The following is a 22,318-nucleotide window of genomic DNA, read 5'->3' on the forward strand; positions in this document are numbered from 1 at the left end:
CGTGACGTCGGGTTATGCAGGTCAACTGTTTTTGGGGCTGTTCGGAACGGTCCAGTTTGTATTTCATTAACTATCGGGTAATCGGGAACAAACGGGGAGATCTGCATGGCCGACGACGCGAACGACCTGTCTCAGGATGACATCGCCTATTTCGCGAACCGCCCGTCACCCGAATACGACGAAGTGGTATTGCAGGCCGATTATGCCGCGCGCGCAGCAATCAGCTTCTATCGGTTCCGCCAGCTGGGCGGTGGTCGCAACGGCACAACGCCCGAGACCAAAATGAAATTCGGCAAATCGACAGGACGGGGCATCCACTATGTCTCCGATCATCCGCAGGTCCGTATTTTGAACTTGTCGGTCATCGCATTGCTCATCCTGTTTGAAAGCGCGGCCAATGCGTACTTCTTTGCGCAGCAGAGCGAGTTCGGCATCTCCGGCGGCATCTTCCAGGCTGCGGCGGTCTCGCTCGCCAATGTCGCCACCAGCTATTTCATTATCGGTTTCTGGGGCCTGCGCCATGCCTCGATCGGACTGGATCCAAACAAGTCCTTGCTCGGTTTCGACAACCGGAACGTCATCAAGGCCTTCGGCGTTCTCGCCGTGATGATAGGGATCGTTATTGTGCTGCTGGTGAATTTATCAGCTGCGCACTATCGCAACCTGCTCGATCTCAAGGCCACGCTTGGGGATACTCCAGGTGCTTTCAAAGCCTTCAATCAGCACACATCTACGCTCCCGCGCTTCTTCATAGATTCAGATATTTGCCAATCCATCCTGCAATCGCCCATGGGCGAGTCCATAGGCAGCGCCGCCACGAATGCCATGTGCCGCCCGTTCGCTCTGCATTCTCTGGATGCGATGGTCCTGTTTGCCCTCGGCCTTGCCATATCGGCCATCGCCGCCTTCGAGGGGCGCAAGGCGGATGCATCTTTCCCCGGCTTCAGCGACGCTGCCCGTGGCATCGAGCGCTCTCGCAGAGACCTTCAGGATGCGCTGGACGACTACTATGACAGCTATGAAGACGCGCTTGAGGATGCCGAGAAGGATTTTGGCAAGCTGAGCCCGAAACAGAAGGTGGGGCTCCGTAGAGCGATGGATGCGCGGGTGTCGCCCTTCCGCCGCCTGCTTGAGACAGACCCTGACATCATGCGTGATGAATTCGACGTGCCGGAAGAGGTTGTCGAGCATATTTCCGGCAAGAAACCAAAAATCATGCCGCGCGCGGAGAATGACGCATGAGCCGCAGGCGCAGACAACGCCAGCGCCGGATGGCCTATATCAATTTCGCGATAATCGCCCTGCTGATCGCCGGCGGCGTGGCGGCGTTCCAGTTCCTCAAGCCCGTCCCCTATGACGAGCAAACGCTCTGTCTGCTGAGCGACGAGTTGCCGCCCCACACCGCCATTATCCTAGACAAGACGGATGAGTATGATGAGAGCCAGGCCGATCTCATTGCCGACCTGATCCGCCGCTCGCGTGACCGCCTCGAAGTGGGCGAGCGCCTTTCCATGTTCGAGCTCGACGCTGAAGGCCAGTTCGATCCGCGCGGCGAATTCTCGCTGTGCAATCCGGGCCGGGGCGGGCAGGTGAACCCACTCTTTCGCAATCCCCGGATGATCGAAGAGCGCTATGCGACCCTTTTCGAAACGCCGATGGATGCCGTGATCGAAGATCTTGTCGTGCCAAAGGAAGCGCCCTCCAGCCCGATCCTCGAAGCAATGGCACGGCTCGGCCAGACGGAGAACTTCTCACCCGACGCGCCCGCCCGCCGGATCGTGATCGTATCTGATATGCTCCAGAATTCCGATTTGTTCTCCGCCTATGGCGGCGGAGGCGTGCTTCCTGCCAACATGCCGCGCGCGCGTGATGTGGCTGAGGCGGTCGAGCGACGTTATGGGCGGTCCCTATCCGGCGTGGAGCTGGAGATTCGCTTGATTCCGCGCGGACGCTATACCGACATGCAACGCGGCGCTCTGAAGGAATACTGGAGCGAGGTATTTTCGGAACTGGGCCTGCAAGCCGACTGGCGAGACCTGTAGCGCCCACGGCCATTCTTCCCTGCATTTTGTCCGCACGCCCGCTTGTGGCATAATGTGGGAAAAGGATGCATCCATGGGAGGATTGCCAACAACCCGGACCGACGAGCCTCGTCTCGTTCAGCACGCTGTTTTGCTCAGCCTGTTGCTCGGCCTCTTGTTGTTTCTTGGCCCGCCAGCCTGGTCGAATACCAATGAGCAGCAAATCATCCCGTTCGAGATGGATTCCCAAGACCGGTTGATGGCCGAAATCTCATTTGAAAACGGGTCAACCGCTACGGCGCTTATCGATACGGCCGCCACTTTGCCGATGATTGGCGGGGCCACAGCGCGCTCGGCCAATGTCGGGGTGATCGAGGGACAGGAGCAATTTGTCGAGATACTTGGCCTTGGCGGCAAGGAAACGTTCCCCTTGATCGATTTGCCAAGTCTAAGGACAGGCTCGATTGCCCTGAGCCAGGTGCCTGCCGCCCTTGATAGCAAGATCGCCGTCAGCGGCGTGCGCAATGTACTGCCCATCAGTGCGCTGACGGGCAATGTCGTGGATTTCGATTTCGACCAGGGACATGTGACCGCCTATGATCGGCGCCCGGCCGGGCGAATGCGAGAAGTCCTCTGCAAACGGCCCCTCGTTGTTCGCAACGGGCTCTATTTCGTGCAGGTTACGATCAATGGCCGGCGGGGGCTCGCCCTCATAGATACAGGTTCGACCATTACTTACATGAATTCGAAATTTGCGAGCCATGCAGGCACCAAAGTCAATGAGGATGAAACCAAGCGCCTGCTTGGGATAACCGGCGACGACTACAATATGCACGTTGCCCACGTTTCCCGTTTTGAACTGGATGACGTCGACATGACGGGGTTCAACATGATCGTATCAGACCCCGCCCTGTTCGAACATCTGGGCATGGCTGACGAACCGGTCATGATCCTTGGTATGGACTTTCTGTCACAATTCCGTGTACAGATAGATCGCGAGCATAATCTGCTCTATTTGCGAATTCGTCATAGCACAGCCAAGAAATGCCTGGTCTGCATGGAAGTGCAGTCCTATCGCAGGCGGTAATGTACCCCTAGCCGAACGCACCATAGGCATGCGTCACCGACAGGCTGATCCCGTGCAGAATCCGGTCGATGTCATCCAGCGGCGCAATGATATCCTTGTGAATGCGATCATACCCGTAGCCAGCTTGGCTCTTGGTATCATTTCCGGCCTCGGTCAGGGCTTTCAGCGGCGTATCCTGATCGCGGGAGTGCGGGAAGATCTCACGCAGCAATTCCACCGCTTCCTTGATCCGCAATTCCGCAACCATCTCGACCAGGTCGCGGCTGCTCGCATCGTGACGTTCCGACAGGCGGGGCACTTTCATGATCAGCGCCTGACGCACGGCATGCAGGACGTGCAGGTCCAATCTGCCCTCATGGCGTTCTTCCAGTGAAGGAGAGGTCTTGAGTTGGGCCAGAAGACGGTCAAACTTTCCAAGGTCCACGGACAAATAGTTCGCGATCTGGTTCATCGAAACGGACGTCTCATTGTTGCGCAGCGCGTAATAAACCCCGCGATAGGCATTCGCCTTGTCAGGGTCGGCCAGTTTCGAGTGTGCCACCCAGACGCCCGGATCATAAACGCGGGCATAGGCGCGTAGCGCGGGCAGGCTGGTCAAAAGCCGCGCGCGGGTCGCCAGCAGGATCAGGCCCTTCATGCGTGGGCTGTCATCAATCAGGTCAACCAGCCGCTCCATTTCGCGCTGCAGGGAGGAGCCGATGCCAGCGGCCACATTCACTGGCATGCTGAGCTGTTGCAGCGTCGCATTGTGAGAGATCGCGCGCAGGGAGCGCGGGCCGACTGGTCCAGCGGCGCGGCGTTTCGGTCGCGAGCCCGCCTTTACCGTCAAGCCGCTGGAAAAGGCGCCCAGCAATCGACCATAGTCTGCATTGTCGAACAGGCGTTCCTGCCAGGCTCGCAGCGACCGGTAGAAGTCCCAGACAAGGTCCGTGCGCGTATAGAATGGATCCTTGGTGCGGTCGGCCGGGTCAGACAGTGTGTGGCTGCACCAGGCGGCCATCGTCGTTTCGGCCAGCGCCGGGTTGGCGAAGTGAAGGAAGCCATCACCGCCCTGAAAACTGACCTCATGACGGAGCTGCAGGCCCCGTGCGCGGGCACCGCCACGGGTCCATGGTGTCAGCAGATGATCAAAGCGCTGCTCGAACGTACCCGGCCATGCGCCGCGGCCCATGCTTTCGCCATGCGTGTTGAAAATCAGGAGGTCGACATTTACGCCCTTGGCGGCCAGCGCCCGGGCGATCAGGTTGTGGATGCGCTCGATGGCCATGTCGGCGGCGACTTGTCCGATGAACCGTCCGGCATCGGAGAAACCCAACTGGATCGAAAGATAGCCGCGCTGTTGCACATAGGCGAGGAATTCCGGCTCTTCCAGCAAGCGCTCGATGAAGCGGCCGCCGGTCTCCAGCGCTTCCGGCGTTTCGAATAGCGGAGAGATATCGAGCTTGTCATCGACACCATATTGCCGCGCAAGGTACAGCGCGCCCATCACGGTGGCCGGATTCTCACTCTCGGCGATCAGGAAGCGGATGACCGAGCCGGAATCGATATGTTTCAGGATCTGTGCGCACATCATGAACTGACGTCGCGCCGTGGATTGTTCCAGGAACAGGTCGGCAAAGTTCACCTGAACCGGTTTGGACTTGCGGGCCTTTTGCGCCAGTTCAGCCAGGGCAAGACGACCAAGTTCCCGGTCTTCAGTCTGCAGGCCCAGATCGCGGTTGATCACCGTGCGCACCTGCGCTGCGTTCACCCGCAAGTGAATGCGCGCCGTGCCCAATTGCAGCGCTTCGACCTGCGCCCTGACCGCCATCAGGTCTGCAGCAAGGCTGTCTTCGGCTTCGGGAATGACGCTGTCCAGCACGTCGAGGATTTCAGACGCGTCCAGCACGTTTCGCTTGGAATGCTCGGTCAGCGCATTTGCCGCCGGCACCAGATTGTCCGGATCGGTCAGATCCGCTGCAAACAGGGCCGCATGGCGTGCGGTATCTTCCGACGCGGTCTTGAGGCGCTGGGTCAGCTTGGCGATGGGGCCGATCTTCTGGCTGCCGCTGATGGATTCCAGCTGCGCTGCATAGCGATCAAGCTGGACCGCCTTTTCCGTCAGGCGGAAGGTAAGCGATTGGGACCAGTGGATATCGGCGCGGCCATCAAGGTCATATCCGACCCAACAGGCGAGCGTCGGTACGAAGATTTTCAGCGACCGCCACTCATTCGGGAAGGCCTTGCGGGCAACCGAAATCAGCACGGTTGCGTAGGCCAGTTGTGCATTGGCCGCGTGAGCAATCGCGCCCTGCACCTCATCATGTTCGCCCTGAAGGCTGATCTGCTGGTTCCACGCACGGGAGTCGGCACGGATCTGGCGCATCAGCATGTTGCGGCTGGTCTTTGTCGCGCTCACCACATGGTCGGCCAGCGCCGTGCGCAGATCCTTCGACAGGGCAAAGGTCGGGTGACCGGTAAACACGATGCCGCCGGTTGCCTGTTCGACGCGTGCCTTGAAGGCGTCAAATCCTTGAGCGGCCAGTGTTTCCAATTCTTCGGTGAGGCTCGCCCAGGCATTCTTCGCCTTGCCGCCAGCATGTTGGTTGCGAAAGCGGTCAGCGCGCTCCTCAATCAGGTCCAGATGCACCTCATCGGCCAGCTTCGACAGATCGGCCAGCTTGGCCTTTCCGGTTTCAAGGTCGCGTAACAAGGTCTGCGCCAGCGCGAAGACCGAATTGGTCAGCGGATCGATCTCAATCCGGGCGGCCTGTGCACGCAGGAAGGATTGGGCGGTCTCGAGGGTCGTAGGGGATGTTGTCGTTGTCATGCCGCCAAAAAGACGGAAATTGACGTAAAGTCAAAGCCCTGCTGACCGCGACTTGAAATAAATCTGCGGATCGCCTCGCCGGAGGCCTATCTGCGCCCGAAAAAGCGGACGACGCCGATCAGTCCCGCAATCGCCGAGCCAAGCCCGCCAAGCAACACAAACAGGGGATTAGCCTGGTCAGCAAAGGCGATGGCGCGATTGATCCCCGAGACCTGTACGGTCACCGTGTCCCGGAAAGTGCGCAGCGGCACGACCGCGTCCTCATCAATCGCATAGATCTCAAAGACGAGATCATGGCTGCCGGCCGTCAATGGCAGCACCGACCAGCGCCAGACATTCTCGGTCAGCGGGGACAATGCCTGAACTTCCGGCGACATGGACACGATCTCGAAATTCGCGCCACTGAGACGCGCTTCAACACGATCGGACACCAGCGCTTCGCCTTCAATCACATTGCCGCGGCCGGGCAGTGCGTCGACCGCGGTGTCATCGCCAGTGGAGTCGATGGCCAGAGTCACATCAAAAGCGCGCTTGTATTCGGCAGAACTGGGTGTTTCGTGCGCTACCGGCACGCTTTTAAGCGTCTCGACAAAGGATTCATTGGCTTGAGGCATCACATTCGCCGACCGGCTGGTCATGGGGGGCGCGTCAAAGCCCGGCGAGGAGCCGGCAGATTCCGGGAACACATCGCCCGGCAGGCTAGAGCCGAGGCTGCGGGCCGGGCCGGCTGCGGGCGCGCTGTCCGGCGCCTCCATCATCATCTCTTCGCTCTGCAGGGGCTCCAACTCAGCCATTTCCTCTTCCAGGGCGGGCGGCATGGCCGTCTCTGCATACGCCTCTTCAAAAGCTTCCTCGGTCGCCATCTCCTGAGGTGTGGCGGCTTCGACCATCTCGTCGCGTGGCGCATAGGTGTCCATCAGGACAGACCCGGCATAGCCCGCAGCCACGAGGCCGCAGAGCAGAAGGATAATGGACAGCAGTCTCAGCATGGCGGTTCGCGCTCCGTCAGTTTTCCCCACAGCGTGGTTAATCCCTAGCAGAGCTTTATGACAGGGGGAAACGTTTACGGCTGCTTTCATAAAAGGCGACCGCGGCTGCGTTGGAGACGTTCAGGCTCTCCATTTCAGGGGCTATCGGGATGCGTGCGAGTTCGGCGCAGGCCTTGGCCACGGCGGGTCGAATGCCCGGGCCTTCGGCACCCAGCACGATGGCGAGTTTCTGTGCCCCTTCGACCGCATCCGCGATCAGGCGCTCGCCTTCGCCAGCCAGACCTACCGTGTGGTATCCGGCGTCCCCCAGCTGCTCCAGCGCGCGGGCAATGTTCACCACGCGCGCCTCGCGAACGGTTTCGATCGCGCCCACGGCGGCCTTTGCCGCGACACCGGTCACATTCGGTGCATTGCGCGTCTGCAACACCAGTCCACCAAAGCCAAAGGCGGCGGCCGAGCGATAGACTGCGCCCAGATTGTGCGGGTCGGATACCTGATCCAGCACGGCAATGTGGCTGATTCCGGCATCGATCAGGTCTTCAAGGGCGCCCGCTTCCAGCGGATCAACCTTCACGGCGATGCCTTGATGGACCGCGCCATCGGGCAGGCGGGCATCAATGTCGCGCGCCGTCACCAGAACTGGCGCAATGGGCCCGGTGGCAGGCAGGCGCTGGGCGGCGTTTTCGGTGGCCAGCAATTCGTGACATTTGCGCGCGGGATTGGCCAGGGCGGCAGCCACTGCATGCGTGCCCCAGATCCAGAGCGGGCCGCCATCTGCGCCGCTGCCATCGCGTCCGGCTCCGGCTCGACGCGGCGGCCGGGCAGGGCCGCGGCGTGGATTATCTGCGCCAGCGTGTGCTTTTCGCGGTTTAGAATGGTTGCGCGCCATTTCGGGTTTCCTTATAAGGCCGCTTCCGGTGTGGATCGGCGGTGCTTCGGCGCCTATGTGAAGCGCTGCTGCGACGGCGTCAAACGGCGTGTGGTCGCGGGTCCCGTGGAGGGGTGGCCGAGTGGTTAAAGGCAGCAGACTGTAAATCTGCCCGCATAGCGTACACAGGTTCGAATCCTGTCCCCTCCACCACCCGCACCAGATGGTGTAAGGTGTCTTCGCAAGGCCCTGACTGGGCGGGTATAGCATAATGGTAATGCACCAGCCTTCCAAGCTGTGTATGTCGGTTCGATTCCGTCTACCCGCTCCAGACAAAATTATCATGATTTACAACGAACTAGCGCTTGTTCAGGCAGGTGATTACTGCGCGTCAGTCCACGCCGCGGCGGCGCCCGCAAAAGGGCTGCGCCAAGCGCCGCTGGTCCTGGATTTTGCCATGCCGGGAGCAGGGCGCGCGAGGGCGCAGTTGCGTGCGCAAATACGACAGTTTTACCGTTGACGGCTCGCGGATCAGCCTATACATCGGCGCCTTCCTACCCCGTACCCAGATGGCGGAATTGGTAGACGCGCTACGTTCAGGTCGTAGTTCTCGCAAGGGAGTGGAGGTTCGAGTCCTCTTCTGGGCACCAGCGGCTTCTCCGAGACAGTCCGAAAAGCTCCAAAAACCCTTGAAAAATATAGATATTTTCGCCCGGCGAGCGGTTTCTTTGTCCGATGCCGTGCGGGGGTATGCGCTCGCATCCGGCTTTATTGGGGGTAGATTAGGGGGTATGGTGGCATTTCCTGTCCCAATCCTGAGTGATCGATACCCCCAAAACTGCCATGCCCCTGACAGACACACAGCTTCGCCAACTCAAACCGAAAGCCAAGCAATACAAGGTGTCGGATAGCGGCGGCCTTTATGTGCTTGTGACTCCGAATGGATCCAAGCTTTGGCGGCTCAAATATCGGTACAATGGCAAGGAAAAGGTGCTGGCATTCGGGGGGTACCCAGATACGAGTCTGGCGCGAGCCCGAGCGCGGCGAAACGATGCAAAGACGTTACTGGCTGATGGAAAGGATCCGGCCGAGACCGCCAAAGCGAACAAGGAAGAAGCCGCTGCGCTGAACGAACACACTTTCGCAAACATTGCCGCCGAATTGATGGAAAAGCTGCGAAAGGAAGGGAAGGCCGATACCACCCTCAAGAAGAAGCAATGGCTCCTGGACAAGGCGATTGCTGATTTTGGTGACCTTCCAATCACACAGCTAAAGCCTGCCACCGTGCTTGTGACGCTTCGAAAGGTTGAGGCGCTGGGCAAATATGAGAGCGCCAAAAGGCTACGCTCTACCATTGGCCAAGTTTGCCGTTACGCGGTTGCCACCGCCCGCGCCGACGATGACCCAACGTACGCACTACGCGGCGCGCTGATTGCGCCGAAGGTCACCCATATGGCGGCGGCAACAACCCAAGACGAGTTTGCAGAAGTGGTGCAGGCGGTTTGGGACTATGAGGGCGGGGCACCGTCTACCCGCGCGGCGCTGAAGCTCATGGCCTTGCTATATACCCGGCCTGGTGAGTTGCGTCTGGCGCTCTGGGACGAGTTCGATCTGGAGGCGGCAACTTGGACCATCCCAGCCAGCCGCACCAAGATGCGCCGCGAACACGTCAAACCCCTCGCGCCGATGGCTATTCAGATATTGCAGGATCTTCGGCGCGAAACCGGAAGCAACTATCGCGTCTTTCCGTCTTCCATTGCCCGCGACAAGCCGATCAGTGAAAACACGCTCAATCAAGCTTTGCGGCGAATGGGGTTTGAGAAAGATCAACATACGTCTCACGGCTTCCGAGCCAGCGCGTCCACTCTGCTGAATGAATGCGGACTATGGGACAAGGACGCCATCGAAGCCGAGCTTGCCCATATTGGAGCCGATCAGGTTAGGCGGGCCTATCACCGCGCGCTCTATTGGGAAGATCGCGTGAAGATGGCGAACTGGTGGGCGGACGAGATCGCTGCAATGGTGGCTGGAGCCCACTAACAGGTTTTCTTCGTACCCTCTCGCATTACAAAAACTCGTATCGTACGGTTGGGCTGGAATGGCGGCGGGAGCGTTACGAGACACATATGCAACACTACTATTTTAGCCGTCACGCCAAGATCAACTGGCTGACGCTGGACCAGTTTTCCTACTATTCGTCCGAAGACCTGTTGAATGGTGCTTTCTCGATACATTGGGAAAGTGAGGGTGATCACATTTTGGAGTTTCGTAATCAGCTGGAACAGCTGACGGACGACATACTGGAACAGCGATTTTCCGAGCGAATAGAGTTTCGAATTGCTGACCGGAAACGGCACCGAGAAGAGATTGACGCAGGGCTGTTCTTTAATGCGCCTGCCGCGTTTGCAGACTATGGGCGATGGGCTCGCAACCTGACTTGGACAATTGAGCAGTGTATCGCTTTGTCTATGGGGCGTTCGCCGGATGTGCTGTCATTAGAAGCTTTGAAATCCGCAGGCAGTGAAGCGTTACGTTCGGATTTGGGAAAGGAATACATAGGTCGCCTGGAAATTGCCTGGAACTGGATTTCAATTGGCCAACTGGCTGAAGTAGCCATACCCGCAGAGTATCTGGTTTGGCTCAACCAATTACATTTGGACTTTCCGCCGGGACTCATACAGGCGCTTGAAGCTTTCGGAAATGAGATCATCGATTGGAAAGCGCAAAGCCAAACTCTGACAGGCCAAGTGGAACAGTTGCGGGAAGAAATCGACGCGCTGCATCAAGAGAACCGAAAATGGGCAGTTTCGTACGAGAGTCTGCAGACAGCTTCTGGCGGGCTGATAGCGGAATTGCAGGATCAACTCAGGCAGGCTGAACTTGCTTTGAGGGTATCCAGTCTTGATGAAACTACGAGTGAAGAAAGCGACAGTCCCGATCCACGCGTGCTGAAAAGCCTGCACAAGATTGTCTATGCGATAGCGCTGAAGAAATACCATCTCGACGTGACACAGGAGGAATGGCCAGCCGTCACCAAGATCCTGAACGATCTTGAGCTGGCAGGATTGCAAATGTCGAGAAAGACTGTGCGCGGACACCTTATAAACTCAGTGGAGACAGCCGAGAAGGAGCTAGGGAAATAGGCTTATTGCCCACGCTATAGGCAGGTACTAGCGCCTGTTCCCCCAGCATATACTGGACCTGTGCAAGCTTCCTCGCATCGAAACGAACGGAGAGAATCGATGCGAGACGTCACTGAACTACCCAAGACGGGGTTTTTGCGCCTGAAGGATATTCTGGCCCCAGTCGGCCCAATTCCTGTCAGCAAATCGACCTGGTGGGCGGGCGTGAAAGACGGGCGGTTTCCCAAGCCGCTCAAGTTGGGCGCACGTGTCACGGTCTGGCGTGTGGAAGACATACGCGAGCTGATCGAAAATGGCGCGTAGGCTGAACTGGCGCGCAATCCGTATCCATCGCAGTTATTCAGTAGACGAGGCGGCGCGCGCGTTGGGAGTGGCGAAGGTGACTGTGCGGCGCTGGATCGCGTCGGGCGACTTGCCAGCAATCGATAATTGCAAACCCATATTGATCCTGGGTGACGAGCTATCGGCTTACCTTCGAAAGCGGCGCTCACGGAAGCACAAGTGCCATCTCGATCAGTGCTACTGCATGAAATGTCGCGCGCCGAAGCGTGCCGCGTTTTCCGAAGCAGAATTGATCGGGGCAAGTGGTAAAACGGCGATGGTGCGTATGCTGTGCGAGACGTGCACGACAGTCATGCACAAGCGCGTCAGCTGGCAACAGGTTTCGCGTCTATCTGCCCTTGTCAGCCTGTCAGGCACGCATCGCTTCAAACACCTAGGTGAGACCAATCAGCCCTGCGTGAATGATCACTGCAAGACGGAGGTGTGAAAGATGAAAAAGGCACAAGCGAAGAACGCCCGTATAAAGCGCAAATACCTGCAATGGCTGGAGACCGCCAAAGGCATGACGCCCGCCACAGCTGACCAAGTCGCCGCCGCCATTTCTGCATTCGAAAAGTCTACGAATGGCAAGGACTTTGCCGCGTTTCACATTGAACAGCCACAGAAGTTCCAGCGAGACCTGAAGGCGGCGATCAATGTCCGCACCGGCCAGCCACTCGCGAAGTCCACAATCCGTTCGCGGCTAATGGCAGTGAAGTCGTTCTTCAAATGGCTGGCCGATCAGCAGGGTTACAAGAGCCGCATCAGCCATTCGGATTGCGAGTATTTCAACGTGACAGCCAATGATCGGAGAATTGCCACCGCCGAGCGGAAACAGAATGTGCCAAGCGTTGAGCAGATCCATCATGTCATCGACGCTGCGCCGCATGAGACCGCGATCCAGAAACGCGACCGCGCTGTGATTGCCTTCACCTTTTTGACTGGCATGCGCGACGCGGCGATTGCGTCCCTGCCTCTAGGCAAGGTGAGTCCGGAGCGCCGTGAAGTGTTTCAGGATGCGCGCCAGGTGAAGACCAAGAACGCCAAGACGATGACGACCTATTTCTTCCCGGTCGGCGGCGAGGCGGAAGAGATCGTCGCTGAATGGATCCGCTGCCTTCGTGCTGAGCTGTTGTTTGCGGACACGGACCCGCTCTTTCCGAAAACCAAGACCGGGCTGAATGAAGAGGGGGTATTCGCGCCCATCGGCCTGACTCGCGACTATTGGAGCGACGCGGCCGGAATCCGCCGCATCTTCCGCGAACGCTTCGAAGCAGCAGGCTTACCCTATGCCAACCCGCACAGTGTCCGCAAAACGCTGATGCAACTCGCCTTTCGGAAGCAACTGGACCCGGAGGCCCTGAAAGCCTGGAGCCAGAATCTGGGCCATGAAGACCTTGCCACCAGCCTGAATAGCTACGGAAAGGTCACAGATTGGCGAACATCAGAGATCATGGAGCGGCTCGCTGCTAACGAAGAACGATTTGTCACTCACGAAGAAACCGGAAATTTGCCGCCTGAGATGGTTGCCTGGATGGAGGAACAGGTGCGTCGCCACAAATCCTAGTCTGTGAATTTGGAATAGGGAGCCGTTGCGGCTGGAGATCCTTTGCGGCACTACAAAAGCCGGGAATCGAATCAATAGGGGCAGATATGCCAACACTGGACTGGATCGGGAAACAGGCGGTTGTAAATCATCACCGCGAGGTGCCTTACCGTCTGGTGCATTGCGATAGTGAGCTATCAGCGGGCGATCCCGATGCGGGCAATCTGCTGGTGCAGGGCGACAATCTGGAGGCCTTGCGCGCCCTGTTGCCGTATTATGCGGGAAAGGTGAAATGCATCTACATCGACCCGCCCTACAACACCGGAAACGAGGGGTGGGTTTACAATGACAATGTGAACTCGCCCGAGATCAAGGCTTGGCTGGGCAATGTCGTAGGCAAGGAAGCGGAAGACCTGTCACGTCATGATAAATGGCTTTGCATGATGTACCCGCGCATGAGGTTATTGCGGGACTTTCTGCGCGAAGACGGCGTGATTTTCATATCTATGGATGACAACGCTTCAGGTCCCTTGCGTTTCCTGATGGACGAGATATTTGGCGCATCAAATTTTCTTGCCTGTGCCATATGGCAAAAGGTCTTTTCACCCAAGAACTCTGCCCGCTTTTTCTCCGATGACCACGAATACGTTTATGTGTACGCGCGCAACATATCACGCTGCGAACTGAATCTTCTCGACCGAAGCGCAGAGCAAGATTCCCGATACAGCAATGTAGACAACGACCCGCGCGGCCCTTGGACCTCTGGCGACCTTTCGGCACGGAACTACTACAGCGAAGGCACTTACCCGATAACAACACCATCGGGACGGGTAATAGAAGGGCCACCTACTGGAATGTATTGGCGCATATCGAAAGATCGCTTCGCTGAGCTGGACCGAGACGGTCGCTTATGGTGGGGTGAGCGCGGCGACAATGTCCCGAGGCTGAAGCGCTTTTTGTCCGAGGTAAAACAAGGCGTTGTTCCGCAAACGCTGTGGTTTCACAAAGATGTGGGCAACACTCAAGAGGGCAAGAAGCAGCTACTTGAAGCGGTAAAGTTTGACGACAGCCAGTCCGTCTTCATTACGCCGAAGCCAACTAGGCTGATCGAACGGGTGCTGAAGATCGGTGCCGGGCCGGAAGATATTATCATGGATTCATTCGCCGGTTCCGGCACAACCGGGCATGCTATTCTGGAGCAAAACAAGCGAGATGGCGGCAACCGCAAATTCATTCTTGTGGAAATGGATGACACTATTGCGCGTAATGTGACGGCTGAACGTCTGCGCCGAGTTATCAAGGGCTACGACAAGGGCGATGACCCGGCCAAGCCGGTGGAAGGTCTCGGTGGCGGCTTCCGTTTCTGCCGAATGGGTACGCCGCTGTTTGACGAGTTTGGCGACGTGGCTACGGAAGTGACTTTTCCAGATCTCGCCGCGCACATCTTCTTTTCTGAAACCGGCGTACCGATACCGCAAAAGGCCAAAGGCGATTTTCTGGGCGTATTTCAGGATCGCGCTGTTTATTTACTGTTCGACGCGGCCCACGCGGAGACACCACGCGAGGCGGCGGGCAATGTGCTGACGCCTGACAGGCTTGATGCTCTACCCGCGCCGCCGGAGCCTTTTGAAGGCCAGCGCGTGATCTATGCTGAAGGGTGTACAGTATCCAAGGACCGTCTGAAGAGCGCCGGAGCTGTATTCAAACAAATTCCCTACCAGATATACGGAGTATAGCGCATGGCGGCGGTAAACTTCGAACTGCGCAGCTATCAACAAGACGCTCTTGACGCCTTGCGAGGCTATCTGGAAGACGTGCCCACGATGGGTGCGCGCACGGCCTTCATAAGCGCCGCGAACATGCTCTACACGCCAGCGCCCTTTCTAAATGAAGACGCACCCTATGTGTGCATCCGCATTCCCACTGGGGGCGGGAAGACCATCGTGGCGGCGCACTCAATTGGTGTTGCGGCAAAAGCCTATCTTCATACAGATAGCCCTATGGTGCTTTGGCTGGTGCCCTCAAAAGCCATCCTGAATCAAACCCTGGATGCATTGCGCGATCTGGATCATCCCTACCGTGCCGCACTTGTCGCCGATTTCGGCCGAAACCTGACAGTACTCACGGTAGAGGAAGCCCTCTCCCTGTCCCGGCCCGATGCCAGTGGCGGGGCCTGTATCATTGTTTCCACCCTGCAAGCCTTCCGCGTCGAAGAAACCGATGGCCGCAAAGTATATCAGGATGCAGGCGCGCTGATGGATCACTTCAGCGGCTTGAATGAAGAGCAGATCGCCAGACTGGAGAAAGTGGACGGAACACACCGCCCAGTTGCCTCACTCGCCAACGTACTGAAACTGCACCGCCCCATGATCATCGTTGACGAAGCGCACAACAACCAGACCGCACTTTCGTTTGATACGTTAAGCCGTTTTGATCCATCACTCATCTTGGAAATGACGGCGACTCCGCAGACTAAGATCGACCCGGCCAAGAATCTTTATCCATCCAACGTGCTGTATCACGTATCGGCGGCGGAGCTTAAAGCAGCGGAAATGATTAAGCTGCCAATCCGTCTGCAAACGGATGCCGATTGGAAAAAGGTCATTGGGCAGGCCTATGATTGCCGTGAAGCGCTGGAAAGTGAGGCGAAGAAAGAGCAGGCCGAGACCGGCGAGTATATTCGGCCAATTATTCTGTTCCAGGCGCAATCGAAATCAAAGACCGACCCCGATCGCCTGACCATCGACAAGGTCACAGAATACTTGACTGAGAAGATGCGTATTCCACGCGAACAAATTGCGTTGCATGGCGGCGGTTACAAGGAACTGGATAGTCTGGACGATGTGGCTGACCCGTCTTGCGATGTGCGCTACGTCATTACAATTCAGGCGCTGCGCGAGGGATGGGATTGCCCGTTCGCCTACGTGCTTTGCTCTGTCGGCGAACTGAAATCGGCAACTGCGGTTGAGCAGATTCTTGGCCGTGTTCTGAGAATGCCACAGGCGCGGCGCAAGACCCGCGATACGTTGAACCGTGCCTATGCATTTGTCGCGTCGAAAAACTTCAACGACACGGCGGGCAATTTGAAAGACGGGCTTGTCGTCGGCGCAGGGTTTGACCGACTGGAAGCTGAAGAGCTTGTGAAGGCGCACAGTGGATTCCAATTCTCGGAGGAACGCGGCGACTATCAGCACGAGTCAGACGCAATTCCACATACGCCCGATTCCAAGCCAGCGGACGTGGTAAACGCTATTCAGAAGCTGCCGCCATCCATAAGAAACAAGGTGGAGTTTGACCCCGAAAGCCGAAAATTGAAGGTCACTGGTGTGGTCTCCAGAGATCAGCGCAACACAATGCTGATGACCTTCAACAAAGTGCCCGGCGCAGAGAGAGCCGTTGAGAGCCTGTTTATTCGCAGTAACCGCATACAGGCGAGCGAACTTCCCCAAGGTGACAAGCTGCCTTTCATTGTGCCGCAACTGTGCATTTACCGCCAAGGCGAGCTAGAGCTTTTGAGCCGGGACCATTTCTTGGACCTGCCCTGGAACCTCGCCGACTGCGACCCGGCAAACTTCGTTGATCGATACAGGATCAAGGACGCCTCAACCGTTGGGCTGATCGACACAAGCAATGAAGGCCGGATGACCGTTGCGTTTGTCGGCGACGTTCAGGAACAGCTTTCCATGCTGGTGCATGAGCCCGCGTGGACATTGCCGCGCCTCGTGAACTGGATTGATCAGGGTATACCGCACCCTGACGTAACCAAACCCGCCGCCAAGGTGTTCATCAGCAACGCACTCGAAGGGCTGATGCAGCGAAAGAATTATGCTCTAGATGAGCTGGCACGCTATCGCGCCGAGATCCGGCGGGCCTTGAAGGAAGAAATCGACAAGCTGCGCAAGGAACGCGAAGCCGGGAGTTATGACGCCCTGTTTGCAGCTGATGCCCAGAAGTTCGAAACCGCAGCTGACAAAGCAATCGTATTCGATGCGCAGAGCTACGCCTACAACCAGCCTTATCGCGGCGGGCATAAGTTCCAGAAGCACTATTTTCAGGAAATTGGTGACCTCAAGGAAGCCGGCGAAGAGTTCCAGTGTGCTCAATATCTCGATAATCACAAGGACGTTCGCTATTGGGTGCGCAACGTGGATCGGAAGCCGAACGCATTCTGGCTCCAGTTGCCAAGCGGCAAGTTCTATCCTGACTTCGTCGCGCTCTTGACCGATGGCCGAATACTGGCCGTCGAATACAAGGGTGCGCATCTTATGGAGGAATCCCGCGACAAGCTTAGAATTGGCGAGCTATGGGCTGATGCAAGCAATGGGCGGTGCCTCTTTGCCATGCCGAGGGCCAAGGACTTTGACGAGATCCGGCGCGTGATTGAACTAGAGCAATCCGACACCCGTTAGGCCGCCCTTTCCAAACCTTTGAAAGCGCTCAAGACTGGCTGCGATGCCTTCGTGAAAATCTTTGTGCCTTCCGGCACGGCAGATTCTAACGCGCTTTTTGCGTTGTTGTAGTCGCATGAATAGAGTTCGTAAGTGATGTGAGTTTCTCCCGCCCGGCAAGACTTTCCCGTGACGCGGTGCGCTTCCAGAATATTGTGAGCGGCGGCCTCGATTTTGCCGGCCCCGTTGATCTTTTCTGTCACAGCGAGCGGCTGCCAGTCTGACGCATTTCCATATTGCATCGAAACCACATTAGCGACTCGAGAAGCAAGTTCTGTCGTGACCCCGATCTTGATAAGTTTTCCGGTAAGGGAGCCAAGAATGTAAACGTGTCCCGGCTTTGAGAAGCGAAGTGCATAGGCGATACGGGAAGGATCACATTGTATGCAATGCCCATGACGGCTGCGAAGAGTGTGCCCTTCAGCGCCGCAAGGTGAAGTTCCGAACGCGAACTTCTTGCCGATCTTTTTCATTGCGCCTCGCCAATCTGAGCTTGATTGGCCGCTTGCATCGTACAGAAGCGACGGATCGATCTTGTGCGCCTTAAGAAATTGAATTTGTGCCTCACTCAGTTTCGCCATGAGATCCTCGCTTTCGAATTTTACCGAGGATCGCTCCAATTCGTTAGCATTTTGATACCTACGGTTAACCCTATACCGAACAACGGTGTGAGCATGGGGGTATATTTGGGGGTATCAATTCGGCAAGAAAAAATAATATATAATAATTACAATGTTTTGTGAATTATATTTGATGCCTCTTCTGGCACCAGGTATTTCGGTTGGCCGTCCTGTGGGGCGGCCTTTTTTGTGGGGTCAGGGGGCGGCGGTCAGGTCGCGATAGGTCCCGGGGGTCTGGCCCGCCCAGCGCTTGAAGGCGCGGGTGAAGGCGCTCTGTTCGGAAAACCCTGTCAGGAAAGCCACTTCCGCAATGGAATAGCGCGTGTTGGCGAGAAAGCGCTCGGCCGTCTCGCGCCGCGCCTGGTCCACCAGGGCCTGGAAGGTCAGCCCCTGGTCCGACAGCCGGCGCTGCAGCGTCCGGGCACTCATGCCGAGATCCGAGGCAACTTGCGCCAGCGATGGAGTGCCATCGGTCAGCACATCGGCAATCTGCAGCACGACCTGCCGGTCCAGCTGGCGATCCCCGGACTCGGCCGGCAGCATTCCCTCGGCCTGGGCGCTCAGGAATTTCCAGATGCTTTCGTCGCCGACCAGGTTCGGCTTGTCGAGCCTCAGTGCGTCAATGTCCGCCCCGAAAGTGATCGGACAGCGAAAGTGTGCCTCCAGTAGCTCACGCGAGCCGGCCGGTTCCGGGTGGCAGAACTGTACCGCGCCCGGTTTTGAATTCGGGCCGGTCGCCTCCCGGCACAGCGTGACATAGGTGGCCAGCGCGCCCTCGCTCGACAGGTCCAGGCCGAGGCGCGGCGTGTCTGGCCGCCGGTGCGTCCACCAGAATGTGTCGCCCTTGTCATACAGTTTGAACGTCGAGGCCGTGTTGTAGGCGCGCGCATGGCGGTCCATCCGCAGGAAGGACTGGCGCAGCGTCGGTGCCGATTTCCAAGCCAGGCCCACAGCGCCGAAATCGGAGCAGGTGGCCGACATGCTGACGCCGAGCAGGAAGCGGATATCCGGTGTCTCGGTCTCGGCGATGGTTTCCAGCAGGCTGTAATAATCGGCGGCGTTGATCATGGCGGGCGGGGGGCTGGCCGATGGCGACGGGTCGAGTCCGGCCACACGGCACAGCATGTCCCGGTCCATCCGGTCGCTGAGCCGCTCAATGATCCTCAATACGAAGACGGTTGAAACTGTTGCCATCTCCCTCGCGCTCCCCGCTCTGGCCTTCCCCCCAAGGGCGCGATCCCCATCGCACCTCACGCTTTCACATTGCGCCAAAGGGATTGTCGCGTCCAGTCAACAGGATGTCGCGACCGGTCAATACGCTCATCGTTGCCCCTCATACGATGAGTACAGATCAGCTCAGGGTGACGCTCCAGACCGGGAGTATCTCCCCGCCGGGCTGGCAAACTGGACCACCAGACCCAACAGCCGCGAGGAAAAAGACCCATGTTGAATTCACCCAGTGCGCCACAAGCGCTTCTCAAGTTCATCGCGACGGCCACGGCTGTCATTGCCCTGATCGGCGTTGCAGCCGAAGCCGAGAGCCAAGGCGCCCGCCCGGCGTCGGCCAAGATGCCGCCGGTCAATGATGGCTTGCCCATGCCAGGATTTGTAGTGACCACGGATGGTACAGCCATCGTTGTCACTGATCCGCAGAATGATTTCCTGTCTCCTGACGGCGTCACTTGGGGCGTGGTCGGGCAAAGCATCACGGAGAACGGCACGGTCGAAAATATCGGCGATTTGTTCAAGATTGCCGAGGAAACCGGCATGCCCGTATTCGTCTCGCCGCATTACTATTATGAGCACGATCATGAGTGGCTCTTCGAGGGCACGCTCGAGACCTTGATGCACTCCATCGGCATGTTCGACCGTCCATCCGCCTTGAACCTTGAAGGATTCGAAGGGTCTGGTGCTGACTGGCTGGACCAGTACAAGCCCTATATCGAGAATGGTGAGACGGTGGTGACCAGCCCGCACAAAGTCTATGGCCCGGATAGCAATGACCTTGCGCTCCAACTGCGTAAAGCCGGCATCAACAAGGTCATTCTTGCAGGAATGTCATCAAATCTGTGCACGGAGTCCCACATGCGTAGCCTGATCGAATCAGGTTTCGAGGTCATGGTTGTGACTGATGCAACGGCCGGAGCCATCACAGAGCATTACAATGGTTATAACGCATCCCTCACCAATTTTCGAATGATTGCCAGTGCCGTTGATAATACCGCCAACACGGTGAAGGCGATCAGGTCCGCCTACAAGAAATAGGCTTCGGAGCCATCTTTCCTGCGCCCTCTCCCCGGATGGCTCCCTTGGCGCCCAGTTGAACTCACCCACCCACACCCATCAGCCGGGCGCCCTCTTGTTTCGTCGGCGGATATTTACAGGCCTTCCGCCGCCCGAAAATGCGTACTCCTTCGCGCAGCCCCTGAACCATCGGCCTGTTCCGCCAGATGACTGGCATTCACCCCTCAAGGATATCTGACATGACCAAGAAACTTTATCTCACCGGAATGGCCATCGCGATTGCGATGTCGGCCTCTATGCCCGCTTTCGCAGAAGACGAATACAATGTGTCGAACGGCGTAACGACAGCGGGCGTTCCCCTAGGCCTGCACGGCGTCGACGCTGTCGCCCTGACAACCTATAACGCAGTCGCCGAAGGCGACGCTGCGTATACGGTCGTTGAAGATGGCGTCGCCTACTATTTCGCGTCTGCGGAATCGGCTCGTAAATTCAAGACTGATCCGGCTCGCTTTGCCCCACAATATGGTGGCTTCTGCGCCTATGCTGTTGCCCTCGGCAAGAAGTTCGACGGCGATCCTCACTATGCAGACATTGTTGACGGCAAGCTCTACCTGTTCGTGAACGCAGACGTCTTTGAAAAGTACAAAAAAGACGAGGTGCAAATTCTCAAACGCGCTGAAAAGACCTGGCCATCCATCCAGCACAAGGCTGTTGGCGATCTCTGATCCTTTCATTGGCGGCCGGGCGGTGCGTCCGGTCGCATTTCTCCCTCCAGATATTGCAGGAGTCCAATATGCGTCCCCCTTCACCTCCTTTCACATTGCAAGCGGCCACCGAGAAAGTCCGCCTCGCCGAAGACGCGTGGAACGGGCAGGACCCCGAGAAAGTGTCGCTGGCCTATACCGAGGATAGCGTCTGGCGAAATCGTGACCTCTTCATCAATGGTCGCGCCGAAATCGTCAGCTTCTTGACTGCCAAGTGGCGGCGAGAGATCCAGTATCGATTGATCAAGGAGTTGTTCGCCTTTTCGGATGACCGGATTGCTGTGCGATATGCGTATGAATTTCACGACCGGACCGGTCAATGGTATCGGGCATATGGCAACGAGAATTGGGAGTTCAACGAGTCTGGCTTGATGCAACGACGGCATGCCAGCATCAATAACCTGCCCATCTCGGTAGGTGAAAGAAAGCTCCGCTGGCTGATGGGCCGTCGTCCCGACGATTATCCCGGTCTCAGCGAGTTGGGGCTGTAGGGTAGGCGCCGAGGCCGCCCTAATCCCCGGCGATCACCAGTGTCAGGCGGTCGGTGTACTTGCCGGCCGGGGCGTGGGTCGTGTCGGGGCGGATCAGAATGCCCAGTCGGTGTTGCGAGCTGGTGGCGCCTTTGACCAGCGCGGTTTCGGCTCCCGGCGCAGGCGCCACCAGCTTGCCATCAATCCGCAAGTCATAGGCGATGCCCGTGGACGTGAACTCGTGACGCAGCTCTCCACCATTCTGTGACAGAAGATAGATGGAGTAGAGCGTGTTGGCGTCCACAGCGAAATCGACCGACTTCTCCAATCCCTTCCTCATGGGACCGAAATCGAGCGTGGTTGACCGCAAACCGCCACGCGCATCGCTGCCAAATGAGGCAGTGACGCTCGGCGCGACGCGGGTGACCACTTCTACCGATTGCCGCGTGACCAGCTCCTGTCCGCCATCCCGGCTGTCATACAGGGAGACCATGACGCGGCCTGTATATTGACCGGCCGGAACAAGTTGGCCCGGTGGCAACGAGATCTGGAATTGCGCCTGGCGCTGGCGCTGTCCCCGCGGAATGGACCCCTGTATTTCCACGACATTGCCAGCCTGTACGCTGTCGCGTCCGGCATGGTCGATCTGGAAGGCGAGTGCGTTCGGTCCGGAATGCATTTGCGCTTGTCCCGGCCCGCCATCCGGCTCGATACGGACGATATAGGTGCACCCATCTCCCCCATGCTCAATTGCGATTGTGGCAAGCTCCGAATGGATCCGGTCGCTGGCGCTTTCATAGCCGCGACTACGGGCGCCGCGATAGTGAATGGCCCGTGTCGGAACCGGGCGCAGCTGGCAGGGGTCAGTGGTCGATGGCTCGCCCGGCACGGCCATACTGGCAGGTGACTGGGCGATATCGTCCTGCGCCGAGGCGGCGTTTGCGAGGGTGAGGGCCATTATGGCCAGCCAAAGTCTTGCGAGCAACAT

19 protein-coding genes and 2 tRNA genes are annotated in these 22,318 nt (G+C 57.8%); 15 read left to right on the top strand and 6 right to left on the bottom strand.

Translation table 11 applies throughout. The annotated features are described in order from the left end of the window. The first annotated feature begins 105 nt into the window (after positions 1-105). From L53_RS02170 to L53_RS02180, 3 genes are all read left to right on the top strand, one after another. Positions 106-1,242: a hypothetical protein gene (locus tag L53_RS02170; RefSeq protein ID WP_034811107.1), complete on the top strand. Its 1,137-nt coding sequence runs from the start codon at positions 106-108 to the stop codon at positions 1,240-1,242. Further along, a complete protein-coding gene (locus tag L53_RS02175; RefSeq protein WP_233347491.1) occupies positions 1,239-2,042 on the top strand; it encodes a hypothetical protein in 804 nt (267 codons plus the stop codon). The genes L53_RS02170 and L53_RS02175 overlap by 4 nt, the downstream gene beginning before the upstream one ends. A 73-nt stretch (positions 2,043-2,115) precedes the next feature. Then, entirely contained in the window at positions 2,116-3,108 is a 993-nt protein-coding gene (locus L53_RS02180; RefSeq protein ID WP_034811112.1) for an aspartyl protease family protein, read from the top strand. A 7-nt stretch (positions 3,109-3,115) separates the two neighbouring features. Here L53_RS02180 and L53_RS02185 read toward each other — a convergent pair whose 3' ends face one another. The 3 genes from L53_RS02185 to L53_RS02195 all read right to left on the bottom strand — a co-directional run bounded on the left by L53_RS02185 (position 3,116) and on the right by L53_RS02195 (position 7,795). Next, entirely contained in the window at positions 3,116-5,917 is a 2,802-nt protein-coding gene (locus L53_RS02185) for a phosphoenolpyruvate carboxylase (protein ID WP_034811114.1), read from the bottom strand. Positions 5,918-6,003: 86 nt separating this feature from the next. Beyond that, entirely contained in the window at positions 6,004-6,906 is a 903-nt protein-coding gene (locus L53_RS02190; RefSeq protein WP_034811116.1) for a hypothetical protein, read from the bottom strand. 55 nt (positions 6,907-6,961) lie between these two features. Further along, positions 6,962-7,795, bottom strand: coding sequence for an RNA methyltransferase (locus tag L53_RS02195; RefSeq protein WP_034811118.1), 834 nt, complete (start codon positions 7,793-7,795; stop codon positions 6,962-6,964). Between the two features lie 107 nt (positions 7,796-7,902). Here L53_RS02195 and L53_RS02200 point away from each other — a divergent pair. From L53_RS02200 to L53_RS02245, 9 genes are all read left to right on the top strand, one after another. Beyond that, positions 7,903-7,987: transfer RNA gene (locus L53_RS02200), tRNA-Tyr, on the top strand. Between the two features lie 44 nt (positions 7,988-8,031). After that, a tRNA-Gly gene (locus L53_RS02205) sits at positions 8,032-8,105 on the top strand. Positions 8,106-8,617: 512 nt separating this feature from the next. Next, a complete protein-coding gene (locus L53_RS02215; RefSeq protein ID WP_034811120.1) occupies positions 8,618-9,814 on the top strand; it encodes an integrase arm-type DNA-binding domain-containing protein in 1,197 nt (398 codons plus the stop codon). A gap of 86 nt (positions 9,815-9,900) precedes the next feature. Then, positions 9,901-10,917, top strand: a complete 1,017-nt coding sequence (locus L53_RS02220; RefSeq protein WP_034811123.1) for a hypothetical protein — start codon at positions 9,901-9,903, stop codon at positions 10,915-10,917. 99 nt (positions 10,918-11,016) lie between these two features. Continuing rightward, positions 11,017-11,220, top strand: coding sequence for an AlpA family transcriptional regulator (locus tag L53_RS02225; RefSeq protein ID WP_034811125.1), 204 nt, complete (start codon positions 11,017-11,019; stop codon positions 11,218-11,220). Then, entirely contained in the window at positions 11,210-11,686 is a 477-nt protein-coding gene (locus tag L53_RS16145; RefSeq protein WP_051607469.1) for a helix-turn-helix domain-containing protein, read from the top strand. The genes L53_RS02225 and L53_RS16145 overlap by 11 nt, the downstream gene beginning before the upstream one ends. A gap of 3 nt (positions 11,687-11,689) precedes the next feature. Continuing rightward, the gene (locus L53_RS02235) at positions 11,690-12,805 is read left to right on the top strand and encodes a tyrosine-type recombinase/integrase (RefSeq protein ID WP_034811127.1); all 1,116 of its coding nucleotides are present in this window, start codon (positions 11,690-11,692) and stop codon (positions 12,803-12,805) included. Between the two features lie 86 nt (positions 12,806-12,891). Next, positions 12,892-14,520 (top strand): site-specific DNA-methyltransferase, encoded by a 1,629-nt coding sequence (locus L53_RS02240; protein ID WP_034811130.1) that lies wholly within the window; start codon positions 12,892-12,894, stop codon positions 14,518-14,520. Positions 14,521-14,523: 3 nt separating this feature from the next. After that, positions 14,524-17,193: a DEAD/DEAH box helicase gene (locus L53_RS02245; protein ID WP_034811132.1), complete on the top strand. Its 2,670-nt coding sequence runs from the start codon at positions 14,524-14,526 to the stop codon at positions 17,191-17,193. Here the strand turns inward: L53_RS02245 and L53_RS16150 are convergent. Then, positions 17,190-17,813 carry a GIY-YIG nuclease family protein gene (locus L53_RS16150; protein WP_156947787.1) on the bottom strand — a complete coding sequence of 208 codons (624 nt, stop codon included), beginning with the start codon at positions 17,811-17,813 and terminating at the stop codon, positions 17,190-17,192. The genes L53_RS02245 and L53_RS16150 overlap by 4 nt on opposite strands. Positions 17,814-18,047: 234 nt before the next feature. Further along, on the bottom strand, positions 18,048-19,046 hold the full coding sequence (locus L53_RS02255) for an AraC family transcriptional regulator (protein ID WP_034811134.1): 999 nt from the start codon (positions 19,044-19,046) through the stop codon (positions 18,048-18,050). 249 nt (positions 19,047-19,295) lie between these two features. Here L53_RS02255 and L53_RS02260 point away from each other — a divergent pair, with 249 nt between their 5' ends. From L53_RS02260 to L53_RS02270, 3 genes are all read left to right on the top strand, one after another. Then, positions 19,296-20,117, top strand: a complete 822-nt coding sequence (locus L53_RS02260) for a cysteine hydrolase (protein WP_034811136.1) — start codon at positions 19,296-19,298, stop codon at positions 20,115-20,117. Between the two features lie 218 nt (positions 20,118-20,335). Further along, positions 20,336-20,821: a YHS domain-containing (seleno)protein gene (locus L53_RS02265; RefSeq protein ID WP_034811139.1), complete on the top strand. Its 486-nt coding sequence runs from the start codon at positions 20,336-20,338 to the stop codon at positions 20,819-20,821. A gap of 68 nt (positions 20,822-20,889) precedes the next feature. After that, a complete protein-coding gene (locus L53_RS02270) occupies positions 20,890-21,351 on the top strand; it encodes a nuclear transport factor 2 family protein (RefSeq protein ID WP_034811141.1) in 462 nt (153 codons plus the stop codon). 19 nt (positions 21,352-21,370) lie between these two features. Here L53_RS02270 and L53_RS02275 read toward each other — a convergent pair whose 3' ends face one another. After that, positions 21,371-22,318, bottom strand: a complete 948-nt coding sequence (locus tag L53_RS02275) for a hypothetical protein (protein ID WP_034811144.1) — start codon at positions 22,316-22,318, stop codon at positions 21,371-21,373.

It is taken from the genome of Hyphomonas sp. L-53-1-40 (genome assembly GCF_000682775.1).
Classification (GTDB): Bacteria; Pseudomonadota; Alphaproteobacteria; order Caulobacterales; family Hyphomonadaceae; genus Hyphomonas.

Excerpts from the sequence above, each read along its gene's own strand:
- L53_RS02185 (WP_034811114.1), bottom strand. The coding sequence starts at position 5,917 with ATGACAACGACAACATCCCCTACGACCCTCGAGACCGCCCAATCCTTC.
- L53_RS02275 (WP_034811144.1), bottom strand. The coding sequence starts at position 22,318 with ATGTTGCTCGCAAGACTTTGGCTGGCCATAATGGCCCTCACCCTCGCA.
- L53_RS02175 (WP_233347491.1), top strand. The coding sequence starts at position 1,239 with ATGAGCCGCAGGCGCAGACAACGCCAGCGCCGGATGGCCTATATCAAT.
- L53_RS16145 (WP_051607469.1), top strand. The coding sequence starts at position 11,210 with ATGGCGCGTAGGCTGAACTGGCGCGCAATCCGTATCCATCGCAGTTAT.
- L53_RS02240 (WP_034811130.1), top strand. The coding sequence starts at position 12,892 with ATGCCAACACTGGACTGGATCGGGAAACAGGCGGTTGTAAATCATCAC.
- L53_RS02235 (WP_034811127.1), top strand. The coding sequence starts at position 11,690 with ATGAAAAAGGCACAAGCGAAGAACGCCCGTATAAAGCGCAAATACCTG.
- L53_RS02195 (WP_034811118.1), bottom strand. The coding sequence starts at position 7,795 with ATGGCGCGCAACCATTCTAAACCGCGAAAAGCACACGCTGGCGCAGAT.
- L53_RS16150 (WP_156947787.1), bottom strand. The coding sequence starts at position 17,813 with ATGGCGAAACTGAGTGAGGCACAAATTCAATTTCTTAAGGCGCACAAG.
- L53_RS02180 (WP_034811112.1), top strand. The coding sequence starts at position 2,116 with ATGGGAGGATTGCCAACAACCCGGACCGACGAGCCTCGTCTCGTTCAG.
- L53_RS02260 (WP_034811136.1), top strand. The coding sequence starts at position 19,296 with ATGTTGAATTCACCCAGTGCGCCACAAGCGCTTCTCAAGTTCATCGCG.
- L53_RS02255 (WP_034811134.1), bottom strand. The coding sequence starts at position 19,046 with ATGGCAACAGTTTCAACCGTCTTCGTATTGAGGATCATTGAGCGGCTC.
- L53_RS02245 (WP_034811132.1), top strand. The coding sequence starts at position 14,524 with ATGGCGGCGGTAAACTTCGAACTGCGCAGCTATCAACAAGACGCTCTT.
- L53_RS02215 (WP_034811120.1), top strand. The coding sequence starts at position 8,618 with ATGCCCCTGACAGACACACAGCTTCGCCAACTCAAACCGAAAGCCAAG.
- L53_RS02190 (WP_034811116.1), bottom strand. The coding sequence starts at position 6,906 with ATGCTGAGACTGCTGTCCATTATCCTTCTGCTCTGCGGCCTCGTGGCT.
- L53_RS02220 (WP_034811123.1), top strand. The coding sequence starts at position 9,901 with ATGCAACACTACTATTTTAGCCGTCACGCCAAGATCAACTGGCTGACG.
- L53_RS02170 (WP_034811107.1), top strand. The coding sequence starts at position 106 with ATGGCCGACGACGCGAACGACCTGTCTCAGGATGACATCGCCTATTTC.
- L53_RS02270 (WP_034811141.1), top strand. The coding sequence starts at position 20,890 with ATGCGTCCCCCTTCACCTCCTTTCACATTGCAAGCGGCCACCGAGAAA.
- L53_RS02265 (WP_034811139.1), top strand. The coding sequence starts at position 20,336 with ATGACCAAGAAACTTTATCTCACCGGAATGGCCATCGCGATTGCGATG.
- L53_RS02225 (WP_034811125.1), top strand. The coding sequence starts at position 11,017 with ATGCGAGACGTCACTGAACTACCCAAGACGGGGTTTTTGCGCCTGAAG.